21 protein-coding genes are annotated in these 21957 nt (G+C 62.3%); 14 read left to right on the forward strand and 7 right to left on the reverse strand.

Annotation, left to right across the window (positions count from 1 at the left end):
• Nucleotides 1-43: 43 nt before the first annotated feature.
• Genes FHU29_RS03940 through FHU29_RS03950 form a run of 3 tightly spaced genes read left to right on the forward strand, consistent with a single transcriptional unit; the run spans nucleotide 44 to nucleotide 2354 of the window.
• On the forward strand, nucleotides 44-505 hold the full coding sequence (locus tag FHU29_RS03940) for a DUF4190 domain-containing protein (protein ID WP_083962299.1): 462 nt from the start codon (nucleotides 44-46) through the stop codon (nucleotides 503-505).
• Nucleotides 506-1582: an NAD(P)-binding domain-containing protein gene (locus FHU29_RS03945; RefSeq protein WP_064440250.1), complete on the forward strand. Its 1077-nt coding sequence runs from the start codon at nucleotides 506-508 to the stop codon at nucleotides 1580-1582. It begins immediately after the preceding gene.
• A gap of 7 nt (nucleotides 1583-1589) precedes the next feature.
• Nucleotides 1590-2354, forward strand: a complete 765-nt coding sequence (locus tag FHU29_RS03950; protein ID WP_064440251.1) for an enoyl-CoA hydratase/isomerase family protein — start codon at nucleotides 1590-1592, stop codon at nucleotides 2352-2354.
• Nucleotides 2355-2434: 80 nt separating this feature from the next.
• Here the strand turns inward: FHU29_RS03950 and FHU29_RS03955 are convergent, their stop codons facing one another.
• The gene (locus tag FHU29_RS03955) at nucleotides 2435-2905 is read right to left on the reverse strand and encodes a MarR family winged helix-turn-helix transcriptional regulator (RefSeq protein ID WP_083962300.1); all 471 of its coding nucleotides are present in this window, start codon (nucleotides 2903-2905) and stop codon (nucleotides 2435-2437) included.
• A 117-nt stretch (nucleotides 2906-3022) separates the two neighbouring features.
• On the opposite strand from FHU29_RS03955, the gene FHU29_RS03960 reads away from it, so the two are divergent.
• Nucleotides 3023-5104: a fatty acid desaturase gene (locus FHU29_RS03960; protein ID WP_083962301.1), complete on the forward strand. Its 2082-nt coding sequence runs from the start codon at nucleotides 3023-3025 to the stop codon at nucleotides 5102-5104.
• A 13-nt stretch (nucleotides 5105-5117) separates the two neighbouring features.
• Here FHU29_RS03960 and FHU29_RS03965 read toward each other — a convergent pair whose 3' ends face one another.
• Nucleotides 5118-6281, reverse strand: a complete 1164-nt coding sequence (locus FHU29_RS03965; protein ID WP_064440365.1) for a PucR family transcriptional regulator — start codon at nucleotides 6279-6281, stop codon at nucleotides 5118-5120.
• A gap of 158 nt (nucleotides 6282-6439) precedes the next feature.
• Between FHU29_RS03965 and FHU29_RS03970 the strand changes: the two genes are divergently transcribed.
• The 3 genes from FHU29_RS03970 (at nucleotide 6440) to FHU29_RS03980 (ending at nucleotide 10661) form a co-directional block, all read left to right on the forward strand.
• Nucleotides 6440-8155, forward strand: a complete 1716-nt coding sequence (locus FHU29_RS03970) for an aldehyde dehydrogenase family protein (RefSeq protein ID WP_064440253.1) — start codon at nucleotides 6440-6442, stop codon at nucleotides 8153-8155.
• A 21-nt stretch (nucleotides 8156-8176) separates the two neighbouring features.
• Nucleotides 8177-9763 carry a GMC family oxidoreductase gene (locus FHU29_RS03975; RefSeq protein WP_064440254.1) on the forward strand — a complete coding sequence of 529 codons (1587 nt, stop codon included), beginning with the start codon at nucleotides 8177-8179 and terminating at the stop codon, nucleotides 9761-9763.
• Between the two features lie 64 nt (nucleotides 9764-9827).
• Nucleotides 9828-10661, forward strand: coding sequence for an SDR family oxidoreductase (locus tag FHU29_RS03980; protein ID WP_074390850.1), 834 nt, complete (start codon nucleotides 9828-9830; stop codon nucleotides 10659-10661).
• An 88-nt stretch (nucleotides 10662-10749) separates the two neighbouring features.
• Here the strand turns inward: FHU29_RS03980 and FHU29_RS03985 are convergent, their stop codons facing one another.
• Entirely contained in the window at nucleotides 10750-11817 is a 1068-nt protein-coding gene (locus FHU29_RS03985; RefSeq protein ID WP_183377467.1) for a hypothetical protein, read from the reverse strand.
• A 198-nt stretch (nucleotides 11818-12015) separates the two neighbouring features.
• On the opposite strand from FHU29_RS03985, the gene FHU29_RS03990 reads away from it, so the two are divergent.
• On the forward strand, nucleotides 12016-12813 hold the full coding sequence (locus FHU29_RS03990; RefSeq protein ID WP_064440367.1) for an alpha/beta fold hydrolase: 798 nt from the start codon (nucleotides 12016-12018) through the stop codon (nucleotides 12811-12813).
• Between the two features lie 56 nt (nucleotides 12814-12869).
• On the opposite strand, the gene FHU29_RS03995 is transcribed toward FHU29_RS03990, so the two are convergent.
• Entirely contained in the window at nucleotides 12870-13712 is an 843-nt protein-coding gene (locus tag FHU29_RS03995) for a nitroreductase/quinone reductase family protein (RefSeq protein ID WP_064440256.1), read from the reverse strand.
• Nucleotides 13713-13964: 252 nt separating this feature from the next.
• On the opposite strand from FHU29_RS03995, the gene FHU29_RS04000 reads away from it, so the two are divergent.
• Nucleotides 13965-14759, forward strand: a complete 795-nt coding sequence (locus tag FHU29_RS04000) for a class I SAM-dependent methyltransferase (protein ID WP_064440257.1) — start codon at nucleotides 13965-13967, stop codon at nucleotides 14757-14759.
• Nucleotides 14760-14796: 37 nt separating this feature from the next.
• On the opposite strand, the gene FHU29_RS04005 is transcribed toward FHU29_RS04000, so the two are convergent.
• Nucleotides 14797-15516, reverse strand: a complete 720-nt coding sequence (locus tag FHU29_RS04005; RefSeq protein ID WP_083962303.1) for a TetR/AcrR family transcriptional regulator — start codon at nucleotides 15514-15516, stop codon at nucleotides 14797-14799.
• A gap of 97 nt (nucleotides 15517-15613) precedes the next feature.
• Between FHU29_RS04005 and FHU29_RS04010 the strand changes: the two genes are divergently transcribed.
• From FHU29_RS04010 to FHU29_RS04025, 4 genes are all read left to right on the forward strand, one after another.
• Nucleotides 15614-16300: an NAD(P)-dependent oxidoreductase gene (locus tag FHU29_RS04010; RefSeq protein ID WP_064440258.1), complete on the forward strand. Its 687-nt coding sequence runs from the start codon at nucleotides 15614-15616 to the stop codon at nucleotides 16298-16300.
• Between the two features lie 59 nt (nucleotides 16301-16359).
• Nucleotides 16360-16788, forward strand: coding sequence for a hypothetical protein (locus tag FHU29_RS04015; protein ID WP_064440259.1), 429 nt, complete (start codon nucleotides 16360-16362; stop codon nucleotides 16786-16788).
• A 138-nt stretch (nucleotides 16789-16926) separates the two neighbouring features.
• On the forward strand, nucleotides 16927-17961 hold the full coding sequence (locus FHU29_RS04020; RefSeq protein ID WP_064440260.1) for an ATP-binding cassette domain-containing protein: 1035 nt from the start codon (nucleotides 16927-16929) through the stop codon (nucleotides 17959-17961).
• On the forward strand, nucleotides 17958-18806 hold the full coding sequence (locus FHU29_RS04025) for an ABC transporter permease (protein WP_064440261.1): 849 nt from the start codon (nucleotides 17958-17960) through the stop codon (nucleotides 18804-18806). The genes FHU29_RS04020 and FHU29_RS04025 overlap by 4 nt, the downstream gene beginning before the upstream one ends.
• A gap of 131 nt (nucleotides 18807-18937) precedes the next feature.
• On the opposite strand, the gene FHU29_RS04030 is transcribed toward FHU29_RS04025, so the two are convergent.
• Entirely contained in the window at nucleotides 18938-19219 is a 282-nt protein-coding gene (locus FHU29_RS04030) for a hypothetical protein (protein ID WP_064440262.1), read from the reverse strand.
• Between the two features lie 402 nt (nucleotides 19220-19621).
• Here FHU29_RS04030 and FHU29_RS04035 point away from each other — a divergent pair, with 402 nt between their 5' ends.
• Nucleotides 19622-20578, forward strand: a complete 957-nt coding sequence (locus FHU29_RS04035; RefSeq protein ID WP_064440263.1) for a hypothetical protein — start codon at nucleotides 19622-19624, stop codon at nucleotides 20576-20578.
• Between the two features lie 18 nt (nucleotides 20579-20596).
• Here the strand turns inward: FHU29_RS04035 and FHU29_RS04040 are convergent, their stop codons facing one another.
• Nucleotides 20597-21598 carry an ABC transporter substrate-binding protein gene (locus FHU29_RS04040; RefSeq protein WP_064440264.1) on the reverse strand — a complete coding sequence of 334 codons (1002 nt, stop codon included), beginning with the start codon at nucleotides 21596-21598 and terminating at the stop codon, nucleotides 20597-20599.
• Nucleotides 21599-21957: the final 359 nt, after the last annotated feature.

Here is a 21957-nt window from a genome sequence, read left to right on the forward strand (position 1 = left end):
CGCAGGTGAGCACACACACCGGTACTTCGGTTATGTTCGTCCGGTGAGCACGCCACAGGATCCCTGGAATCCTTGGAACAACGACGAGTCGTCCCGCCGGGACGACCCGCCACCCTACGGGCAGCAGTATCCACCCGGATACGGCTGGGATCCGAGCATGCCGCCGCCTCCGCTGCCGCCCAAGTACGAGCCACCCAGTTACGGCAGCCCGCCGGGCTACCAGCAGCCCGGGTTTCCCCAGCAACCGCCGCCCCCGCGAACGAATGGGCTGGCAGTCGGGTCTCTCGTAGTGTCGCTGGTGTCGACTTTCGCGTGCTGCGGCGCCATCGGATTCGTGGGTGCCCTGATGGGGCATGTCGCGCGCGGCCAGATCCGGGCAACGGGCGAACAGGGTGACGGTCTCGCGCTAGCTGGGATCATCATCGGCTGGGTCACGACACTGCTGCTTGTCGCCGGTGTGCTGGTGTGGATCGGCCTAATTGGTGTCGCTGCGACGGGTTACTGAATGAAAACTGATCCGGACGTAGTGGTCATCGGAGCTGGCCAGGCAGGGCTTTCCGGTGCTTATTACCTTCACAAGGCGGGCCTCGCTCCAGGTGCGGACTTCGTCGTTCTCGACGGAGCACCCAACCCTGGTGGTGCGTGGCAGTTCCGCTGGCCGTCTTTGACACTGATGACGGTGAACGGGATCAGCGATCTACCGGGCATGCGGTTCTCTGAGACTCTCGACGACGGCACTGAGGAGGTGCGCGCCTCTGAAGCGGTTCCGCGTTATTACGCTGAATACGAGCGCCGCTTCGGACTAGGTGTGGAGCGCCCGGTAAGAGTTCGGGTCGTGTGTGACCGCGCTGATAACGGGCGACTCAATGTGGAAACATCCGCGGGTACCCTCTCGGTTCGGGGTCTGATCAACGCGACTGGAACATGGGAGCGTCCGTTCATCCCGTTCTATCCTGGCGCGGACACGTTCACGGGCTGGCAACTGCACACCAGGGATTATCAGACTGCGGCCGAGTTCGCGGGCAAACACACGATCGTCGTGGGCGGTGGCATCTCGGCGGTTCAGCTGATCGACGAGGTTTCGCGCGTCACAACTACCACGTGGGTCACGCGGTCCGAACCGGTATTCCGGGATGAGCCGTTCACCGCGGAGATCGGCCGTAGAGCCGTCGCGCTGGTGGAGGACCGAGTGCGCAGGGGTCTCCCGCCAGGATCAGTGGTTTCTGTGACGGGAATTCCAGTCACGCCCGAGGTGCGCGACGCGCAACTACGTGGAGTGCTTGATCGTCGTCCAATGTTCGAACGCATCGAATCGGACGGTGTGCGCTACGCCGACGGCACATTCGAACGTGCCGACATTATCTTCTGGTGCACTGGGTTCCGTTCCTCACTTGACCATCTTGCGCCACTTTCACTGAGGGGCCCTGGTGGGGGAATAACGATGACGGGCCAGCTCGCCACGCAGGTCGCTCAGGATCCGCGCATCCACTTGATCGGATACGGGCCCTCAGCGTCCACTATCGGCGCGAACAGGGCAGGGCGCGCGGCCGTGCGAGAATTACTCGAAGCAATCAGGAGGTAATTTCCAGGTGACGATCACGGTCGATGCGGGTGTCGCACATGTTCTCGTAGCTATCCCGGAGAAGGGGCAGAGCCTCGACATTCCTGGACTTGATGAGGCCGCAGCTGCTATCCGCGCTGATTCCTCCATCCGGGCGATTCTCCTCACCGGAGGTGACGGCCCGAACTTCTGCAACGGGGGAGACGTCAAAGCCTTCGGCGCTGCAGAGAACCCGGGGCAGTATGTGCGAAGCATCGCGGAGCCGTTTCACCGGTGCGTGCAAGCCCTAATCGAGACGGACATCCCGGTGGTCGCGGCCGTGCGCGGTTTCGCGGCAGGCGGCGGCATGAGTTTGTCGTGTGCGGCGGACATCGTGGTCGGCGGGCCCTCGACCACTTTCCTGCCGGCCTACCCGGGCATCGGTTATTCGACAGATGGCGGGCTGACGTGGAGCCTGCCGCGAATCGTGGGGCGACGCAGGGCCGCGGAGATCTTGTTCACGAACCGGCGGATCGGGAGTGCTGAGGCGTTCCAGCTTGGGCTTATCACGCAGATGGCGGCTTCTGATGAGGACGTTGTCACGAAAGCGCAGGCACTAGCGGAACAGATCGCCCGAGGTTCACGCAGCGCGCTGGGTTCGATCAAACGTCTCCTCACCGAATCGGATGCGCGCTCGTTGGCTGATCAGCTGGCCGCCGAGACTGACGCAATCGAACGTGCCGCGGACTCGGCTGATGGTCGTGAGGGTGTCGCCGCGTTCCTGGAGAAGCGAAAGCCGAACTTCGAGGCCTGACACAGCACGTAGTGTGCACGAACTCGCACTTGTGCGCTGCGCGGAGTGCGATTTTGTGCACACGACAGGGCGGGCCGGTGTTACCCGCGCAGCTGATCGAATGCGGCAGGCATCGTTTCGCCGCTGCAGAGCGTGGCCAGTATCTCGTGGAGCGCTCCGCGCTGCCCGCCGGTGAGTTCCACGAGCAGTGTGTCGTTGAGTTCCACGAGGGCGGTATCGGCCCTTCCGATGAGGTCACGCCCCTTATCTGTGATCGAGACGAGCACGCGACGGCGGTCAAGGGGATCGCGGTTGCGTTCCGCGCAGGAAAGCGATTCGAGGTCATCGACCACCGAAACCATGGTGGCCGGATCGATGCGCAGCCTTGTGCCGAGTGCGTGCTGACCGTCAGGCCCAGAGGCGTTGAGCGCTTTGAGCACGGTGTAGTGGCGGGTGCGAAGACCGAAAGGGGCGAGTGCCTCTTCCGTCAGCTTGTATGTGACCTGTCCGAGCCGGAGCAGCAGGCATGTTGTGTGGTCGGCGATTTCGGCCGGAACGAGTGCGTGTGCCACAGAAGGCTCCTTTACAGACATGCTATTTGTGTCTAGAAAGTATGCGTATTGTCTGATACTGTAACAATCATTCGCGTGCCGAATGATTCGCATCGCATACGTTTGATCGGAGTTTACGTGAGTGACGTGGTGAACACTTCAGAGTCGAAGCGTGCACCGATACTCAGCGAGCCGGAATCGCGTGCTGTCCGGCGCGGCGTGCCGGATCCTGGTATCGCCCTGCCATACGTCTCGATCCCCACTCTCGGGTTGTGGGTCGCTTCGCTCGCGCTGTGGGTGTTCGCGACCTGGCTCGTGCTGGGTGCCGGTGTAACGGCGTGGGTTACGGTGCCGTTGCATGCCGTGGTCACATTCACGATGTTCACGGTGCTGCACGAGACCACACACCACGCTGCGGGCCGCGAAACCTGGGTGAATGAGGTGCTCGGCCGTCTCTCCGTGCCATTTGTCGCGGCGTACGGGGCGTTCCCGCTAATCCGCTACATCCACATCGAACATCACCGCAATACCAATGAGGCGATCACCAGCGACCCTGACGCGTGGACGAGCCATGGGCCCGCGGCGCAACTTCCGTTCCGGTGGGCGACCATCGACATCTGGTACATGGCGTTCTACCTGCGTAAAGCGATTGACTGGAAAGCTCTTGGACGCTGGGCGCGGAGCGGTTTCCGGGAACGAGACGGTCATATCGTGCACCGCCCCCGCCGGGAATTCGTCGAGTCGGTCGCCGTTCTCACCGGAACACTCGCGGTGTTCGGAGGGCTCGTCGCGGCGGGCCTGGGCTGGTACCTGCTGGTTATCTATCTGATTCCGCAACGCATCGGCCTGACAGTGCTCGCCTGGTGGTTTGACTGGCTTCCGCACCATGGCCTGGCCGAAACAGCCGCCGAGAACCGGTTCCATGCGACCCGCGTTCGTGTTGGTCTGGAGTGGCTCCTCACCCCGGTCATGCTGTACCAGAACTATCACCTGGTGCACCACCTCCACCCAGCGATTCCGTTCTACCGGTACATCTCCGCGTGGAAGAAGAACGAGCAGGCGTACCTCGAGCAGGACGTCCCGATTGCTAGCGCGTGGGGCAGGGAACTCACCACCTCCGAGTATCGGGCATGGCGTCGACTCGCGGACTCTTTGCAGGCAGGACGCGATGGGTCGGGCAGTCAGGACTTCCATCAGCTCACGGTCAGTGAGGTGCGGAAGCTAACGCCGGACGCGGTGTCCGTCGCGTTTGATGTCCCTGATGAACTCCGCGACACCTTCCGGTTCACCCCCGGCCAGCATCTGACGCTTGAGCTGACAGTGAACGGCTCCCGGCACCGTCGCACCTATTCGATGTGCACCTCCGCCACATCGGACCTCGTCCGGATTGCGGTGAAGCAGATCCCTGACGGTGTCGTTTCCACTTATCTGAATAATGAGCTGAAGCCGGGCACCGTCCTCGATGTCATGCCCCCGTCGGGCCGTTTTGTCCTCGATCACAAGACGGGGAAGCAGACGCACTACGTGGGTATCGCGGCGGGCAGTGGCATCACGCCCATCATTTCGATGCTCGCCACCGTGCTTACCGTTGATGAGAATGCGCGCTTCACCCTCCTCTACGGCAACCGGACTGCGGACAGCACGATGTTCGCTGACGAACTCTCGATGCTTGCCCGGCAGTTTGAAGGCCGACTACGAATTGTTCATTACCGCAGCGGCGATGCCACCGAAACAGCGGAAAGCGCTTACGAGCGCATCGAGAACGGGCGCATCGAAGCGGAGGCGCTGCAGGAATTCGCGCACGACGACGTGACGGCGTGGTATTTGTGTGGGCCGCAGGCGCTTATCGACACGGTACGGGCTGAGCTCAAAGACGCTGGCGTCCCGGATGATCGTGTGCACCTCGAGCTGTTTTACGCAGAGGCGACTGCCGGGCATGGCGTAGCGTCCTCCATCACCGCGCACATCGGGGGCAAGGCTTATTCGAACGTCAGCTCGGGGGAGGAAACCGTCCTCGAATCCATGCTTCAGGTTGGTGCGAACGCGCCCTACGCGTGCATGGGCGGAGCGTGCGGTACATGCCGGGCGAAACTGCTCACCGGACATGTTGAGATGGATTCCAGCTATGCGCTCTCGAGCGAGGAAGTGGAGCAGGGGTACGTTCTCACCTGTCAGGCACGGCCGACGACACATCAGGTGGACGTCGACTACGACGCGTGACGGACGCGTGAGCCTACAACAGCAGCGCCGCCTGCAGAGCTAGGTACAGTTCGGCCGACTGCTCGGGATCGGTGGTGTCGCGACCTGTCAGGTCACGGATCTTGCGCAGCCGGTACCGCACTGTGTTGCGGTGACAATGCAGGGCCTCAGCAACCGCGGCGGCCGACCCTCGGCACTGGTACCAGGCCCGCAGTGCTTCGATGAGGTCGTCCCGCTCGGGTTGCGGCAGGGCGAGCACGGGGCCGAGAATTTGTTCGGCGGCACGGCGGCTCGCATCAGGAATCGTCACGAGCAAATGTGCCACAGGGGCGTCGCCGAACTGAACCGGGGCATGCGATCCAGGCGCGGCGGAACGGGCCGCAATCCGAGCGTCCGAGACTGCGCTGGCAATTCGGTGAGGGTTTGTGAAACCAGTGCTCAGCCCGACGCGCCCAAGCTCGGTGACCTGGGCCGTTGCCTGAGAGACAGTCGACGGTGCGGCGGCGGCAAGCAGGCCGATGCAGGCATCCGTCTGGACATCCCACACCGATATGACGCCCACCTTTTTCGTCGCGCTCACCAGGCTATTCGGCAGTGCGGGGGAGTCGCCGTCTGTCTCGATTACTGCGACCGTGAATGGTCCGTTCTCCGGCAGCCCTAATGTCCGCAGTGCGTCGAGGACACGGCCAGGGTTTGCAGAGTGATCATCGAAAAGGGAACGCACTAAACGGCTTTGCGTCTGCGCATCAGCGTGTGCGAGAAGTATTTCGGCCTCTTGGTAGGCTTCTGCGGCCGCATCGGAATAGACATCTACGGCTTCCCACAGCCGCGCCGCCAGGTGGTGTAGCTCAGGATCGCCGGGGCCCTTTGCCCGGGCGGTGAGTTCCTCCCAGATCAGCCTGCCGCCGAGCCGGTACGCGTGCAGCAACGCCGCGATCGGTACTCCCCGCTCCGCTTTGAGGCGGCCGGTGGCGCGCGCTGCGTCGAGTCGCGCCTCCCCTCCAGCGAGGACGTCGAGTATGGACGTGAGGTTGTTCAGGCATGCTTCGCGAAGCTGCTCGGAGGTCAGGAAAGGCGCGTCCGAGTAGAAGCGGTCCGCCCCGACGATCCGTGACGAGAGTTCGTCTGCCAGCGCGTCCACGGAACCGAGAAGTTCGGTGGCGAGGTGTGACGGCATTCCCAAAATACTGCGCTGCATGTCTGTAGTGTAGTGCGCGGAAGTGATCTGAGCCACGTCATGTTTGTGCCCGGGCATTGCGAAGGTTGGCAATACTCGCGGCTTCGGCACATTTCATTAGTGCTTCAGCACAGAGAGAATGGATCTGTTCGGTCAGTACCAACATCGGAGAATCACCAGTGGAAACCCAAAGCGGAGAATCGGCCGCCGCAGTTGTGGATGCAGCGCTGTCGGACTTGGAAGCCGGCGAGAAGAAGTGGGCTGCCCTGCCATTGACTCGCAGGCGGGACCTGCTCGATCAGGTTCGCAAACTCACGTCGCGGCACGCAGAGGAGTGGGTGGACGCAGCGTCCGGGTATAAGGGACTCGACCCCGACGCGCCCTTGCGCGGTGAGGAATGGATCTCCGGGCCGTACGTCATGGCAGCAAGCCTGCATGCGCTTTCGCGGACACTCGACAAGCTGGCATCGGGCAAGAGTCCCCTTGAGGATGCGGAATTCGGAGCGGCCGGCGAACGAGTAACAGTCCGCGCGCTGCCTTCGAATCTGTTCGACGCTCTGCTGCTCAACGGTTTTAGCGCCGAAGTCTGGCTGCAGCGCGGGGTCAGTCCCGCCGCCGCGCGCACCAACGCCGGGCTAGCGCAGCTCACTCCAGAAAAGACCAACGGGATCGGTGTGGTGCTCGGGGCTGGCAACATCACCTCGATCGCGCCGCTCGACGCGCTGTATGAGCTGTTCGCCCACAACCGGGTTGTCGCGCTCAAACTGAATCCGGTGACCGATGCGCTGCTTCCCGTTTTCACGAAGATCCTCGCACCACTTATCGATTTCGGCGTCCTCCGTCTCCTCTCGGGCGGGGCTGAAGTCGGCGGCTACCTCGTCAACCACGACAAAGTCGCTCACGTGCACATGACGGGCAGCGCCGTGACGCATGACGCGATCGTATGGGGCGTCGGGGATGAAGCCAGCGAACGCAAACGCGACGGCAACCCGAAGCTCGCAAAGCCGATCACCAGTGAACTCGGCGGTGTCTCGCCGACTATCGTCTTCCCTGGCCAGTGGGAACGCTCCGACATCGAGTTCCAGGCCGAGCACATCGCCACGCAGCGCCTGCACAACAACGGATACAACTGCGTCGCCGCGCAGGCGATCATCGTGTCTCCGGACTGGCCGCAGAAAGACGAGTTCCTCACTGCGCTGCGCGACGCTATTGATACCGCGCCAGCCCGGCCCGCTTACTACCCAGGCAGTGACCAGCGCACCGAGCAAGCGCAAGAGAGCTATCCCGAGGCGCAGCGGCTCGGACCATACCAGGGGCGTCTGCTCGTGACCGGCATCGCGCCCGAAAAGGCCGAACCGCTGCTGTCGACCGAGTATTTCTCGCCAGTCCTCGGCGTCGTGGAGATTCCTGGCACGGGATCCGATTTCGCTCAGGCCGCAGCGCGCACCGCCAACGAGGAGTTCATCGGCACACTTGGGGTCAATATCGTCGCGCATCCCGCCACGATTGAGGCTCTGGGTGAGGACTTCGACCAGCTCATCGAAGACCTGCGCTACGGCACGATAGCTATCAATGCCTGGACTGGTGTCGGGTTCCTTACTCCCACCGCGAGTTGGGGCGCGTTCCCCGGCCACACCCTCGACGATGTCCAGAGCGGCATCGGTGTCGTCCACAATGCCTGGCTGATTGACCGCGTCGAACGCACCGTTGTACGAGGCCCTTTCCGTCCGTCCCCGCGGTCGCTGATCAACCGTGAATGGGCGATCTCACCGAAGCCACCATGGTTCGTCGGCAATAAGACCGCGGCGACCACAGGGAAGCTGCTCACCGGGTTCGCCGCCGACCCACGCTGGACCCGCCTGCCCCAGATTTTCGCGTCTGCCCTGCGCGGCTGACCCAGGATTCGGAGACTTTTCATGAGTATCAAACACGCCGACTATGTGGTCGTCGGAACAGGTTCGTCCGGTGCTGTCGTCGCGGCACGGCTCAGCGAACGCTCCGCCGACACGGTGGTAGCCCTTGAGGCAGGCCCGGAGGACAAGAATCAGTACGCGCACATTCCCGCAGCGTTCTCCAAACTGTTCCAGACTGAGCTGGACTGGAACTATCTGACGACACCCCAGCCCGAACTGGCCGACCGCCAGATCTTCTACCCGCGCGGCAAACTCCTCGGCGGGTCGTCGTCGATGAACGCCATGATGTGGGTGCGCGGATACGCGGCCGATTATGACGAATGGGCTCAGGAAGCGGGCGACGAATGGTCATTCAAGAACGTCGCAAAGTACTTCGCCCGGATCGAATCCGTCGAAGGCGCCAGCGCGAGCGATGAAGGCCGTGGCGGTCCCCTGCATGTGTCCCGGCAGCGCAGCGTGAGCCGCTGGACACTGGACTTCCTCGACGCGGTTGAAAACGCAGGCTATAAGCGTGAACGGGCGAATACGCCGCAGCCCGAAGGCTTCACACAAACGATGGTGAACCAGAATCGCGGTGCACGATTCAGCACGGCAGATGCCTACCTCAAACCGATTCGCAAACGCACGAACCTGAATGTGATCACTGGCGCGCACGCGACCCGGGTGCTGTTCGACGGTAGCCGCGCAATCGGTGTGGAATACCTGAAAGACGGTGCTACTCACGTCGTAAAAGCCGGCAAAGAGGTCATCCTCTCAGGGGGAGCGATCAATACCCCGCAGTTGCTGATGCTTTCTGGAATTGGTGACGAAGCGCAACTGCGCGAGCATGGAATTCCCATTCAGCATCACCTTCCTGGCGTCGGTCGCAACCTCCTTGACCACCTGGTTTCGCTGATCGGTTTCGCCGTGGATTCAGGGACTCTCTTCGACGCGGAGAAGCCACTGCAGCTCATTAATTACCTCACGCGGCGGCGCGGGATGCTGACGTCCAACGTGGGTGAGGCGTACGGTTTCGTGCGCAGCAACCCGGACCTTGAACTTCCTGACATCGAGATCATCTTCGGTGCCGCGCCCTTCTACGACGAGGGCATCGGTGTACCGGCTGGTCACGGCATCGGGCTCGGTCCGATCCTGCTCAAGCCCCGCAGCCAGGGCACGGTGACGCTGCGCTCGTCAGACCCGACAGCGAAACCGGTCGTGGATCCCAAGTACCTGTCCGACAGTGACGGTGCCGACCGCACCGCGATGCTGGAGGGGTTGCGCGTTGCGCATCGGATCGCCACAACGCAGCCGCTGGGCGGCAAGATCAAGAAGTTCCTCCAGCCGAAACGAGAGCAGGACACTCTCGAAGCAACTCTTGAGGACGCGCTCAACTGGTACAGCCACACCCTCTATCACCCCACCACCACGTGCCGCATGGGTACGGACGCGGATAGTGTGGTCACACCGGATTTGAAGGTCCGGGGTGTCGAGGGACTCCGAGTCGCCGATGCGTCGGTGATGCCGACTATCATTCGCGGACATACCCATGCGCCGTGCGTGGTGATAGGTGAGAAGGCCGCGGATCTCGTTCGCGCTGTGAGCGTGTGAAGGGCAGAACACATCAGGTCAACGTCGACCCTGACGCGTGACCGGCACTGAGAAAGGTTGCTAGGTGGCATCTCTCGAATCGAAGACGATCATCATGTCGGGCGGCTCGCGCGGGATTGGGCTTGCGATCGCGCTGCGCGCGGCGAAAGACGGCGCGAACGTCGCTATTGTCGCGAAAACCGATCAGCCGCACCCGAAGCTTCCGGGGACCATTCATACTGCTGCCCAGGAGATCGAAGCTGCGGGGGGCAAGGCGCTGCCGATTCTCGGTGACGTGCGCTCAGATGAATCCGTCGCCGAAGCTGTCCAGAAGACAGTCGATGCGTTCGGTGGAATCGACATCGTCGTGAATAACGCCAGTGCGATCGATCTTTCCAACACGTCGGACCTCGCGATGAAGAAGTACGACCTGATGCAGGACATCAACTGCCGCGGGTCGTTCCTCCTGTCGAAAACGTGTTTGCCGCACCTCAGGGAGTCAGCGAAAGCTGGGCGCAATCCGCACATCCTGACGCTGTCACCGCCGCTGAACCTCAACCCGAAGTGGGCTGGTGCGCACCTCGGCTACACGATCGCCAAGTATGGGATGTCGCTGACCACGCTCGGCCTGGCTGAGGAACTGAAGGACGATGGCATCGCCGTCAACTCGCTGTGGCCGCGCACCACCATTGCGACTGCCGCGGTGAAGAACATCCTCGGCGGTACCGAAATGGTCGACAATTCGCGCACACCCGAGATCGTGTCCGATTCGGCGCATCTCGTTCTCACATCGACGGGTGCGTCCGGCAATTTCTACATCGACGATGAGGTGCTCGCCGATCATGGCGTGACCGACCTCGACAAGTATCGGGTCACCCCTGGCGATGGCCCGCTGATGCAGGACATTTTCCTCGACTGATCCCACCCTCCCGCAAATCCATCTACGGAGGTCCCCGAAAACCGCCTTTTCCAGGGGTTTCTGTGGACCTCCGTAGATGGATTTGGCTTCAGCGGGCGTCGACCCGCCAGCCGGGCGGCAGGATGATGCCCGACGGGTGCTTGCTGGGCCAGTCGCTGGGCTCAGGGTCGACAGGCCCCAGCACCGGATCGTGTTTCCACCAGCGGATGGGCTCGTCGCGGATTCGGTTCGCGTCAAGCATCTGGGCGAACCTCAGAGTTAGTTCGTCGAGGCGGCCGAACGCGATCTTCCAGCCGAAGCGGCACAGGTCGAGCGTCAGTCTGCGCAGAACCCATTCTCTTTCTTGCTGTCTCGCGATGACGTCAGCCGCATCCGGCCGATTGTTGTATTTGACTGCGCCGTCCGCCTCGAACCCCGCCCAGTGCCACGGCCACAAACCATCGAGCCGATACTCGGGCTTTCCATCACCGACCCAGGCATTGGGGATGGGAAGTGGCAAATCACCCGCGTATGCAGCGAACCTGCCAACAGATTCCAGCGGCGACTCCGCGAGCGGGGTTGCATGCTGGACTACCCAGCGCGCACGCGCAATTCCTCTGCGTCCCTTCAAGTCACGGGCCGCATTCTTTAGGTTCGCGCCACGCCTCAGCGCGCGGTCGCCCACAGCAAGCGCAATCGGCAGCGACGCGGTGAGCGCGATCGTGCCGGCCGTGTAACCGACACCAGTCGCCGGGATCCCGTCGTAGTCGCGCAGGTGCTGGCCGGGAACATGCTCGCGGCGCGTGCGACCATGCTGACCGTTCTGGGTGCCCTCCGATTTCTGCCCCGGACGTACCGCTTCTGGCAACCGAGGTGGCCGGCCCAGTAGCGGCAGCCCATTCAGCGTTGCCGCGGACCACCCACTCAGGTACGCATCGTCGCCACACGACCGCAGGTAGGCGCGCGACACGAGCGCGAACCGTTCCCAGTCGTTCAGCCCCTCCCAAAGTTCGGGGTCAGTGTATTGGCCGTGCGCCAACTGCTGTAATAAACCCCGCTGGCACAGGGAGTGAAGGTACTGGCGTGCTTTCGGTCTGTCTGCGCTGATCACTCCTTGCCCGGCGGCGAGTGCCGTTTGTATCGCATGCGGAAGTTGCGTTCTTCTCAGGCGTGCCACGTGTGAATAGCTTCGCGACATGCGACCGGGTTGCGAAATAATTCTCAGCGAGCGCTGTGGATAACTGCATCCTGTGGACAACCGCGCTCCCGATTCCATCTACGGGTGTCAACAGAACCCACCAAAATCGGCTTTTTCGTTGACGTGCGTAGATGGATTCGGTGGGTGAGGGTCGACTTGGCGGTCTACGGTCAACCCATGCTCGACGTCGAATCTCGGGACGGCACACGCCTCGCTGTCTGGCGTGAAGGGACCGGGCCGCCGCTCGTGATGGTGCACGGGTCCCTCTGCGATCACACGCGGTTCGATCCCCTGATATCGCTGCTTAAGGATCACCTCACGGTGTACGCGATGGACCGTCGCGGTTTTGGCGCCAGCGGCGACGGACCCCACTATTCGATGGAACGGGAATTCGAGGATGTTGCCGCCGTCGTCGACGCCGTTTCGGCGCGAGAAAGCGAGCACGTCACGCTCTGGGGGCACAGCTATGGCGCCAACTGCGCGATGGGCGGATGCACTCTCACTGAGAACGTCACTGGACTCATCTTGTATGAACCGAGCTTTGGTCTTGCGTATCCGAGAGGATCCGTCGCTGCGGTGGAAAAGGCCCTCGCCTCAGGTGACAGGCAGGCGGCAATCCGCTTGGTCGCTGTCGAGGTTCTGGAGATGACTGAGGCCGAAGTGCGTGCGATGCGTGACAGTCCACTGTGGCCAAAACGACTTGCCGCGGCACCCACGGTCCCGCGGGAGTGTCGCGCCGAGGAAGACTGGGTATATCGGAGCGGACAGTTCGACAGAGTAACCGCGAAGACCCTCATCCTCACGGGTACCGAAACACCTGCGGCAGTTCGGGTGACAACGGCACGAGCAGCCGCTGCACTCCCGGACACACAGGTCCGCGCGCTCGAAGGGCATGGTCACTTCGCTTTCCAGACTGATCCGTCGCTAGTCGCGTCGATCATCAAAGACTTCGCCGGCGAAACGTCGAGCCGCTAGCCACCCTCTCGCGAATCCATCTGCGGAAGTCATCAAAACCCAGGGATTTCTGGGGATTACGTTGACCTGTGCAGATGGATTCCAGCGGAGAGTACGGGCAGCAGCTGTTGTTCCTCATAGTCGAGGTGAGCCTCGACCGCCGCGGAAAGCCTGTCGACCTCTGCGCGCGCGGCAACTGGATCAGCGTTTGCCCTCGAAATGAAAGCCTGCAACTCTTCGAGAAGCTTTGCGAGCGCGGAATGTTCAGCACGCAAACGTGTCATAGCGTCCGCCAGTTCGGGACGATTCGCATCGATCAGAGGGTAGATGCCGTTGTCCTCCATGATGTGGTGGCCGTGCAGTCCCTGACACAGTGCTAAACAGTTGATTCGCAACTGGGCACCCAGACGCGGTCCCGCTTCGGTGAACTCCTTCCGGATCAGCGCCAGTTCCCGGCGGAAAGCGTTGTGTACGAGCACAAGCGATTCGGACCACGAGTCGGTGGCAGGACCGCCGCTTAGGGGCGTCAGCGCGACGACGGGGATGACACGCGTCGTGCTGGCCTGATAATCAGCCCAGCCGGGGTCGTGTTCGCACGCCCGCTCGAACGCCTCGTCGCGTTCGGGGCCGGCGAGTCGTTCGGCGGACGCTTCGAAGACGAACGGCCCGGTCTCACACGTGACGTGCGGGTTCGCCAGCAAGTTGATGTACCAGTCCGGGTGACGGGGCGAGCCGGCGGCTGAGGCAATAATGAGTAACCGTCCGTCGCCGTTCTGGAGATATCCGACGGGCGTGGTGTGCCGCTGGCCGGTGCGTGCGCCGACCGTCGTCAGAAGGAGTAGGCGGGCGTCCTGGAACGGCCCGCCGACGCGCCCTTCGTTGGCGCGGAATTCATCGATGACGTGCTGATTAAAAGACATAGATCCTCCCTTGGGTGTGCAGAATGCGTTGAATTACCCAAGGGGACGGCGGGCCGCGAACCCGCCCGAAGGTCACGCGATAGCCGGGAACCTCTCTCGCTCATGGCTCTTGGCCGACCCGGCAGTCACAGCCTGACACTAACACCGCCATGGCTGCTTCGGAAGGGGCAATTCATCTCACCCTGGGGTGGCTATCGGTCACGCGCATTTGGCTGCACGATCAAGGCGCATCGTCCCAACAGAGGAGTCACCATGGCATTTGAGGAACTGAAGAAGAAGCAGAGCGTCATGTGGGGTACCGGCCCGTACGAGCGCCTTCCTGAACATTACGCACCACTGCTTGAGCATCTCGCGACCGCCGTGGCGCCCCACCCGGGCGAACGTGTTCTGGATGTCGCGACGGGAACCGGTGCTCTCGCGACGCGGCTTGCGCGGACGGGCGCGGAGGTTGCCGGTATCGACCTTGCGCCGGCACTGATTGAGACGGCGAAACGTCTCGCCAAGGAAGACAACCTGTCGATCGACTTCGAGGTCGGCGATGCGGAGAACCTTCCCTACGCGGACGGCGCGTTCGACGTGGTTGTGTCGAATGTGGGAGCGATATTCGCGCCTGACCACAAGGCCGTCGCGAAGGAACTTGCACGGGTGACGCGCCCTGGCGGACGTCTGGGCCTCGGCAACTGGAGTCCGGAAGGCGGCGTAGTCGACATGTTCAAGGTGATGGCGAAGTACATGCCGCCCCCGCCGGCCGGGGCAGGGTCTGCCTTCACCTGGGGCAACCGCGAATATGTCGAGGAGATGCTGGGGGACACGTTCGAATTGAGTTTCGAAACGGGGGACGCGCCGCAGACGGGTTCTTCGGGCGAAGAGGTGTGGGAGTTGTTCTCCACGGTCTACGGGCCGACGCGGACGCTGGCGGCGAACCTGGAGCCCGAACGTCGCGAGCAACTGCACCGAGATTTTGCGGACTTTTTCGAGGGGTATCGCACCGCTGAGGGGATCCATCAGCCGCGGCCGTACCTCATTGTGTTTGGGACGCGTCGCTGAATTAGCTCACCCTCGCAAATCTATCTGCGCAGGTCTTCTAAACCCCTCGATTTTCAGGGGTTGTGTTGACCTCCGTAGATGGATTCGCGGGCAATAGGGGCAGGGCGCCGAGGATGAGGGCGAGGCCGAACTCGAACTCGTCGGCGGAATCGTAGCCCTGACCGCTGGCGCGCTCGGCGATGATCGCCGTGAGATGCGGGTACATGTCGGCCGGCAGGTCGCGCAGAATGTCTCCGGCGACATCGGCAAGTTCGGCGTCGCTGGTAAACGGCAGGCTGAGTTCCTGCAGGACAAACCCGTAAATGTAACTGTCGATCAGGGAGATGGCGTGTCCGGCCATCCCGATTGAGAAGCCGCCTTCGATCAGAGCGCCGAGAACGGCGTCATGGTGCCGCAGCGTCGCAGGTCCGGGCTGGCTGCGTGAGTCCATGAGGCCAACGGCCCAGGGGTGCCGCAGCAGCGCCGCGCGCGTCGAGTAGGCACGGTCGCGCATGGCTGTTTTCCACCCGCTCCCCGACGTTGGCAGTTCGATCTCGCTGAATACCGCGTCGACCATTCCGTCGAGTATGTCGTCGCGACCTGTGACGTGGTTGTACAGCGACATCGCCTCCACGCTGAGTCGCGCGGCGACGGCGCGCATGGTGACCCCGGCTTCGCCCTTCTCGTCGGCCAGCGCAATTGCTGCGGTGACGACTCGTTCGCGGTTGAGCGGCGCTCGCTCCGCTTTCCCTCGTCTACCGGTAGTGCGCCCGCTCATCAGTGCTGTCTCCCAAACTCCCGTTGACGTACTTACACCGTAAGTGTAGCTTGACTTACAACGTAAGTTAAGCCTTCGACACAGGAAGCAGCGGGATATGAACACCAACAAGAAGGTGTGCATCGTCGGCGCCTCGGGGAAACTCGGGCGATACATGGTTCAGCACGCCCTGGACCGCGGATACGAGGTCGTGGGCGTGTGTCGTGAACGCAGCGTCGGGAAGCTTGCCCAGTTCGCGGACCAGATCACGATCATTCCGGGGCCGACGAACGACCGAGAAGTGATCCGCAAGGCAGTTGCCGGATGCGACGGCGTGCTGACCGTCCTGGCGCCCTGGGGCATCCAGCAATATTCGTCAGGCACGGCGCAAGCGGTGCTCGACTATGCCGAACCCGATGCGCGGCTAATCTTTTCGTGCGGCTGGCACATCGCCCGCGATGGCAAGGACACGTACTCCTGGCGATTCCGGGCAGCCGTAAAACTCATCACCTGGCTGGCGCGCGCCGTGCGCGCCGTCGAGATCGATGACCAGGTGGAGGCGTGCCGACGGATATTCGCCAGTGACCGGAAATGGACCGTCGTCCGCGGCAGCGACCTGGAGGAAGGCGAAAGCCAGGGCCTGCCTGTGTGGAGCCGCCACGTCGGCGATCCAGTTCTCGAAAGCAACTTGACGCGACGCGTGGACTTCGCCCTCTTCATGGTCGAGGCGCTGACCGACGACAGCCTCGTCCAGGAGGCACCGGCGATCGTCGGTCGCCTCGCGCCCAGCGCCGTAAATCGTTAGACGCCGAAGAAGGCCACTTGTAACGTTAACTCCAGGCTCAGCAATCCTAGGGAGGCGTGATGAGCCGTGAATCTCGCCGCATTGCCGGTATTCTGCTGATCGTGCTGCCCACTGTCGTGTTCGGGGGCGCGAGTATTCTCACTATGCTCGTCGGGGATTCCGAGTACATGGCTAACCCGTTGCGTCAGGATTTGTGGCGGGCTGGCCACGCGCACGCGGGTGTGCTGCTGCTCTTGTCCCTGGTCACGCTGCGGTACGTCGATGAAGCCGCGCTGTCATCGAAGGCGAAATCGTTTGCTCGCCATGCGATCCCGGCGTCAGCGATCCTATTGCCGGTGGCATTCTTCTTGTCCGTCCCAGCGCCCGGTGACACCAGCCCGAATGCGCTGATCAACCTCGCCTATGTGGGTGCAGTGCTGCTGACGGCGGGGCTGCTGACCCTCGGCGTCGGCTTGTTGCGGCAGCGAGCTGAAGTCACGACCAACTGAGCACTTTCGGACAAGCCAGGTCAAGACAACCTGTGAAATATTCGGTTTACGCGATGAGTTTTTCTCTATAGGACTGTCTGTACATCAAAGTACGAAAGATCGAGCGCGCCGTGGGGCGGGCATGTAAAGGGGAGCGCGATGACAGAGTCAGAACTGTCACAACACGCGTCGGCGTCGGCGATCGAAACACGAGGGCTGGTCAAACGTTTTGGTGACAACGTCGCTGTGAACGGCGTCGACCTCACGGTGCCGCGTGGCGGTGTTTACGGGGTTCTGGGGCCGAACGGCGCGGGAAAGACCACAGTGATCCGGATGCTTGCGACATTGCTGCCGATCGATGGGGGCAGCGCGCGAGTACTCGGGCACGATGTGATCGCGGAGGCGGATTCGGTTCGCCAGAAGGTATCGCTGACCGGCCAGTTCGCCTCGCTCGACGAAGACCTGACCGGCGCCGAGAACCTGATGCTGCTGGGCAGACTGTACGGGTATTCACGCTCGGCCGCACGGGATCGTGCCGCGCAGCTGCTTGACGCGTTCGGGCTGACAGAGGCTGCGAAACGGCAGGTCAAGAACTATTCGGGCGGTATGCGGCGGCGGCTGGATATCGCGGCCAGCATCATCGTCACACCGGAATTGATTTTCCTTGACGAGCCGACGACCGGACTTGACCCGCGCAGCCGCAATCAGGTGTGGGAGATCGTCCGCGCTCTCGTCAAAGGCGGCACCACGGTGCTGCTGACGACGCAGTACCTCGACGAGGCGGATCAGCTCGCGGACCGCATCGCGGTGATCGACCACGGAAAAGTCATTGCCGAGGGGACGACGGGTGAGCTGAAGGCATCGGTCGGTTCAGGTGCTCTGCATGTTCGGGTCGCCGACCCGGCGCAGCGGGCTAACGCGGCGAGCGTGCTGGAGCGGGTACTGGGTGTCGACATCGTCCTCGAATCGGATCCGTCGGCGATGACAGCCCGGGTCAACGAACCGAGAACAGTGGGTGCCGCGCTGCCAGCGCTGCACGATGCGGGTATTTATGTCACGACGTTTGCGCTCGGCCAGCCGAGCCTTGACGAAGTGTTCCTCGCGCTGACCGGGAAGCCCGCTGATCCGGAAACGAACGGCAGCGGCACCAGTGAAGGAATTGAGAACGTAGCGGCCCAGGAGGCACTCCGATGACAACAAATACAGAACGCGTCGACTATGCGCCACCGACGCCAAAGGTCATCGCGGACGTGCTGCACGCTCCGGGACCGCGGCCTTCACGGGCGGGTTCAGTGTCTACGTCGCTGACGTTCGGGCATCGGGCGCTGCTGAAGATCAAACACGTGCCGGAACAGCTGTTTGACGTGACGATGTTCCCGATCATGTTCATCCTCATGTTCACCTACCTTTTCGGTGGTGCACTCGCGGGGTCGCCACGCGAATACGTGCAGTTCCTGCTGCCGGGCATTCTCGTACAGACGGTCGTCATGATCACCATGTACACCGGTTTGACGATCAACAAGGACATCGAGAAGGGCGTGTTCGACCGGTTCCGGTCCCTGCCGATCTGGCGGCCGTCACCGCTAGTGGGGGCACTGCTCGGTGATGTGGTGCGCTACACGCTGGCGTCGATCATCGTGATGCTCGTCGGCATGGCCATCGGGTTCCGGCCGAGCGGCGGTCTCGTCGGTGTCGTGCTGTCGATCGTGTTGCTGCTGGCGTTCTCGTTCAGTTTGTCGTGGATCTGGACGATGCTGGCGCTGCTGCTGCGCACAGAGCAGGCAGTGATGGGCGTATCAATGTTCATTCTGTTCCCGCTGACATTTGCGAGCAACATTTTCGTTGATCCAGCGACAATGCCCGGCTGGCTGCAGGCATTTGTCAATGTGAACCCGATCAGTCACATTGTGACGGCGATCAGGGGCCTCATGGGTGGTTCACTAGAATTCGCTGACCTGGCAGCAGTGGGAATCTGGTGCGCGGTCTTCATCGCGATATTCGGGCCGCTGTCGATGCGACTGTACAACCGGAAATCATAGTCCGGACCTAACAAATCCGGGGAGGCGGTTAGGGGACCTCCCCGGATTTGTCTATTTGTGGGACATGTAACGAAATGGCAGCGAATTGCCAAACTGGTTACAGTCACACGGCCTTTGTGGAAGGTGGCAGATTAGGCGGCTGGGAAGATCTGGCTCAGGATGTCGGCGATCGGGTCACTGCCGCCGCCAGGGTTGCTGCCCGGGTTCCACGGAATGATCGGCTGGTTGTGCGTCTGGTCAACGTTCACCCAGTTCTCGCCATCCCACTCCTGGTAGACCTCATGACCGCCGGATAGGACCGACACAAGATCCGACTGGCCGCTCAGGTAGGTGCCGTAGCCGTCAAAGAAGGCGCCCCAATTGGCAATGTCAGCTGAGGGGCCGATTAATGCGGCGATAATAGTTGCGAGCATAGTTCCACTCCTTGTGGTGCGATTAGTAGGCGCGGGTGCATTCACGCCCCGGTAGTGATTTAACCGACCTGAGAGCAACTTATGAGGGCATCCTCATAGATTTGATCACGTCGTTACCGTTCGGTGCTGATTCCGCTACAATTGCACTTTCTGCATGAAAAGCGGCGTACCTCGAACAACTCACACTTTCGTTTCCAGAAAGTTGCCCGAATATGTCCGGTTTTGGAAGTTTTGGCGTCAAAATGGTTGCAATTCTCGCGAAATTCTAGGTCGAAACAGCCCGCAAAGTTAAAGGAAGATCGCTTCCTCTTATGTCATTCGCCGGCTGCGCACGGGAAAATGCTGTTACTCTCATCACATTCTCAGGCTTTCGCTTGGGTTCTCCGCGAGGCAGGTACCGTCATGCAACCAGCCCATACGACCGCGCGGTCTTCGAAGCGTCCGTTGCGCCGTGCCGCTCTTGGTGTTGGCAGCGTAGGTGTCCTCACCTCGGCGGCGATTGCGTTTCCGGGTGCGGCGGCTGCTCAGTTGCCTGCTGAATGTTCGCAAGCAGGTGCTCAGGTCACGTGTGTGTATGACACCACTGGCCAGCACGTGTTCGCCATTCCCGACGGTGTGGACACGCTCATTGTCACGGCCATCGGTGGTCGCGGCGGAAACACTATTAACACTTTCTCCAGTTTGGGTGGGACCGCGGAAAGCACGTTGAGTGGCCTCACCGGAACCTTGTACGTACGTGTGGGTGGCAACGGTGCAACTGGCGGCAGCGGCGGTGCGGGCGGATTCAACGGCGGCGCTGCGGGCGGATTCAACGGCGGCGCTGCGGGCGGTTTTAGCGGCGGCGGTGGGGGCGGTGCCTCCGATGTGCGCACCGCCCCCGGTGATCTGTCCTCCCGCCTCGTTATCGCCGCTGGCGGCGGCGGAACGGGGGGAGTGGGTGATGGCGGAAATGGCGGCAACGCCGGTCTGCCTGGTAGCGACGGCACTGGCTTCGGCGGGGGCGGCGGAGGCGGCGCGGGGACCGCGGTGGCTGGCGGCGCTGGGGGAGATCCCGGAGGAGGCAGTGCGGGAACCCTTGGTGCCGGTGGGGCGGGCGGTTTTGTAGTGGAGGGCTTCGGTGGCGGTGGTGGCGGTGGAGGTCTCTACGGTGGCGGCGGTGGCGGGAGTGGCATTTTCGGCGGTGACAGCGGTGGCGGTGGCGGGGGCGGCTCCTCACTCGGGGACGTCACTGGCGTCGCGTCAGCCAGCGACACCCCTCGTGTCACTATCGTCTACACCGCGCTGGAAGAGCCTCCTGTCGATCCGGGCTGCACAGGCTCGCTCTGTATCGACTTCGGCAGCTTTTTCGCACTGAGCTAATCTCGCCGACGCCAAAGGCTAGTTCTCGATCACGACGTCTGTCCGGACGTCCTCGGCGAGCAGGATGCGTTCGAGTTCGTCGAGGAACGCGGTCATTTTGCCCCACGCTGCGCCGACGGTTGTGGCGCCGTCGATGACGTAGGCCTGCCCTGCTTTTGTCGCAGCGAGTTCGGCGAAAACAGGGGAGTTGAACAGCGGGTTGTCTGCACGCTGCCCGTCATCGTCGGAGTAGTCGAACACGAGCACCACATCGGCGTCATGCTGGCCGAGGGTCTCGATGCTGTAATCCTCGAAGTCGCCGGGGCCCTGCTGGGGAGCAGGCCGCAGCAGGTCGAGTGCTTGCATGACGGTTCCGGTTGCCTGGCCGATATCGACCCGGTTGAACTGGCCGGGCTCGTACTGGCTGACGAGTGAGATGGAAAGCGTGTCCTTCCGGTCGCCGAGTTTGTCGAGGAAGTCGTCAACGCGGGCGCGGAAGTCGGCCTGCAGCGCTTCAGCCTGAGCTTTCTCACCGACAAGATCAGCGAACTCGAGTAGCGCATCATCGAGAGGGCGATCGAACACCTGTATGAGCACAGTGGGGGCGATCGCGGACAGGTCGTCATACATGTCGCTGTCGTACTCATACCCAAGGATCACATCGGGGTTGAGGGCCGCTATTTTCTCCAGGTTAGGAGCGCCGTAGGCCCCTACGGGCTTGACCGATGTGGTGTCGTAACCGTCGGTGCGGCGGAAACGGATCTGCCCGCCGTCGAGTTCGATCCCGGCGCTGCCAACTGGAGTGATCCCCAGTTCGAGCAACGGCAACAGAGCATTCTGATCGGTTGTCGTGACGATCCGCTGAGGGTCGAGGGGTATCTCAGTAGCACCCTGCGAATGGGTGAAAGCACGGGTTTCGGCGTCCCCTGCGTCGCCGAACGAATTCCCGCATGACGCGGCGAGGAGGGCGACGAACGGGAGAGTGGCAGCGGCTGTGAACCTTTTAGCAGAGCGCAAGGCAGGCCGACTCGGCGGGATCATGGGGCGCTCCTGGGCAGGCGGGAAACAGTCGGCATGAAGCTACTGCACGAAAAGTCGGTTTGGTGAAGTACGTGCCCAGCCTCGGGTTTCTCACTACGACGCGAACCGGAGGGATTCTGTGAGGGGGCGAAGAGCATCTGCGATGCCACAGTTCCGACTTACTGTTTTCACGTGGCCGGCGAACACGAACCGCGGCTCATCTTCCACCCGGTAGTACTCCAGCCCCGACGGATAGCACCGGTAAGGGCCGGACACCGTCACGCACTCACCAGCAATCGTTCGCGCACGATACGTCGTACGTGCGTCAGTTGGACGCACGAACAGCCCGACACCTGCCTTGATGATCCTCCGCACTGCCG

This window comes from Hoyosella altamirensis (assembly GCF_014191505.1).
GTDB classification, from domain to species: domain Bacteria; phylum Actinomycetota; class Actinomycetes; order Mycobacteriales; family Mycobacteriaceae; genus Hoyosella; species Hoyosella altamirensis.

Bases quoted from the DNA above. Each gene is read 5' to 3' on its own strand.
- FHU29_RS03945 (WP_064440250.1), top strand. From the start codon at position 506: ATGAAAACTGATCCGGACGTAGTGGTCATCGGAGCTGGCCAGGCAGGG.
- FHU29_RS03965 (WP_064440365.1), bottom strand. From the start codon at position 6,281: ATGCAGCGCAGTATTTTGGGAATGCCGTCACACCTCGCCACCGAACTT.
- FHU29_RS03975 (WP_064440254.1), top strand. From the start codon at position 8,177: ATGAGTATCAAACACGCCGACTATGTGGTCGTCGGAACAGGTTCGTCC.
- FHU29_RS03990 (WP_064440367.1), top strand. From the start codon at position 12,016: ATGCTCGACGTCGAATCTCGGGACGGCACACGCCTCGCTGTCTGGCGT.
- FHU29_RS03995 (WP_064440256.1), bottom strand. From the start codon at position 13,712: ATGTCTTTTAATCAGCACGTCATCGATGAATTCCGCGCCAACGAAGGG.
- FHU29_RS04000 (WP_064440257.1), top strand. From the start codon at position 13,965: ATGGCATTTGAGGAACTGAAGAAGAAGCAGAGCGTCATGTGGGGTACC.
- FHU29_RS04005 (WP_083962303.1), bottom strand. From the start codon at position 15,516: ATGAGCGGGCGCACTACCGGTAGACGAGGGAAAGCGGAGCGAGCGCCG.
- FHU29_RS04010 (WP_064440258.1), top strand. From the start codon at position 15,614: ATGAACACCAACAAGAAGGTGTGCATCGTCGGCGCCTCGGGGAAACTC.
- FHU29_RS04015 (WP_064440259.1), top strand. From the start codon at position 16,360: ATGAGCCGTGAATCTCGCCGCATTGCCGGTATTCTGCTGATCGTGCTG.
- FHU29_RS04020 (WP_064440260.1), top strand. From the start codon at position 16,927: ATGACAGAGTCAGAACTGTCACAACACGCGTCGGCGTCGGCGATCGAA.
- FHU29_RS04025 (WP_064440261.1), top strand. From the start codon at position 17,958: ATGACAACAAATACAGAACGCGTCGACTATGCGCCACCGACGCCAAAG.
- FHU29_RS04030 (WP_064440262.1), bottom strand. From the start codon at position 19,219: ATGCTCGCAACTATTATCGCCGCATTAATCGGCCCCTCAGCTGACATT.
- FHU29_RS04035 (WP_064440263.1), top strand. From the start codon at position 19,622: ATGCAACCAGCCCATACGACCGCGCGGTCTTCGAAGCGTCCGTTGCGC.
- FHU29_RS04040 (WP_064440264.1), bottom strand. From the start codon at position 21,598: ATGATCCCGCCGAGTCGGCCTGCCTTGCGCTCTGCTAAAAGGTTCACA.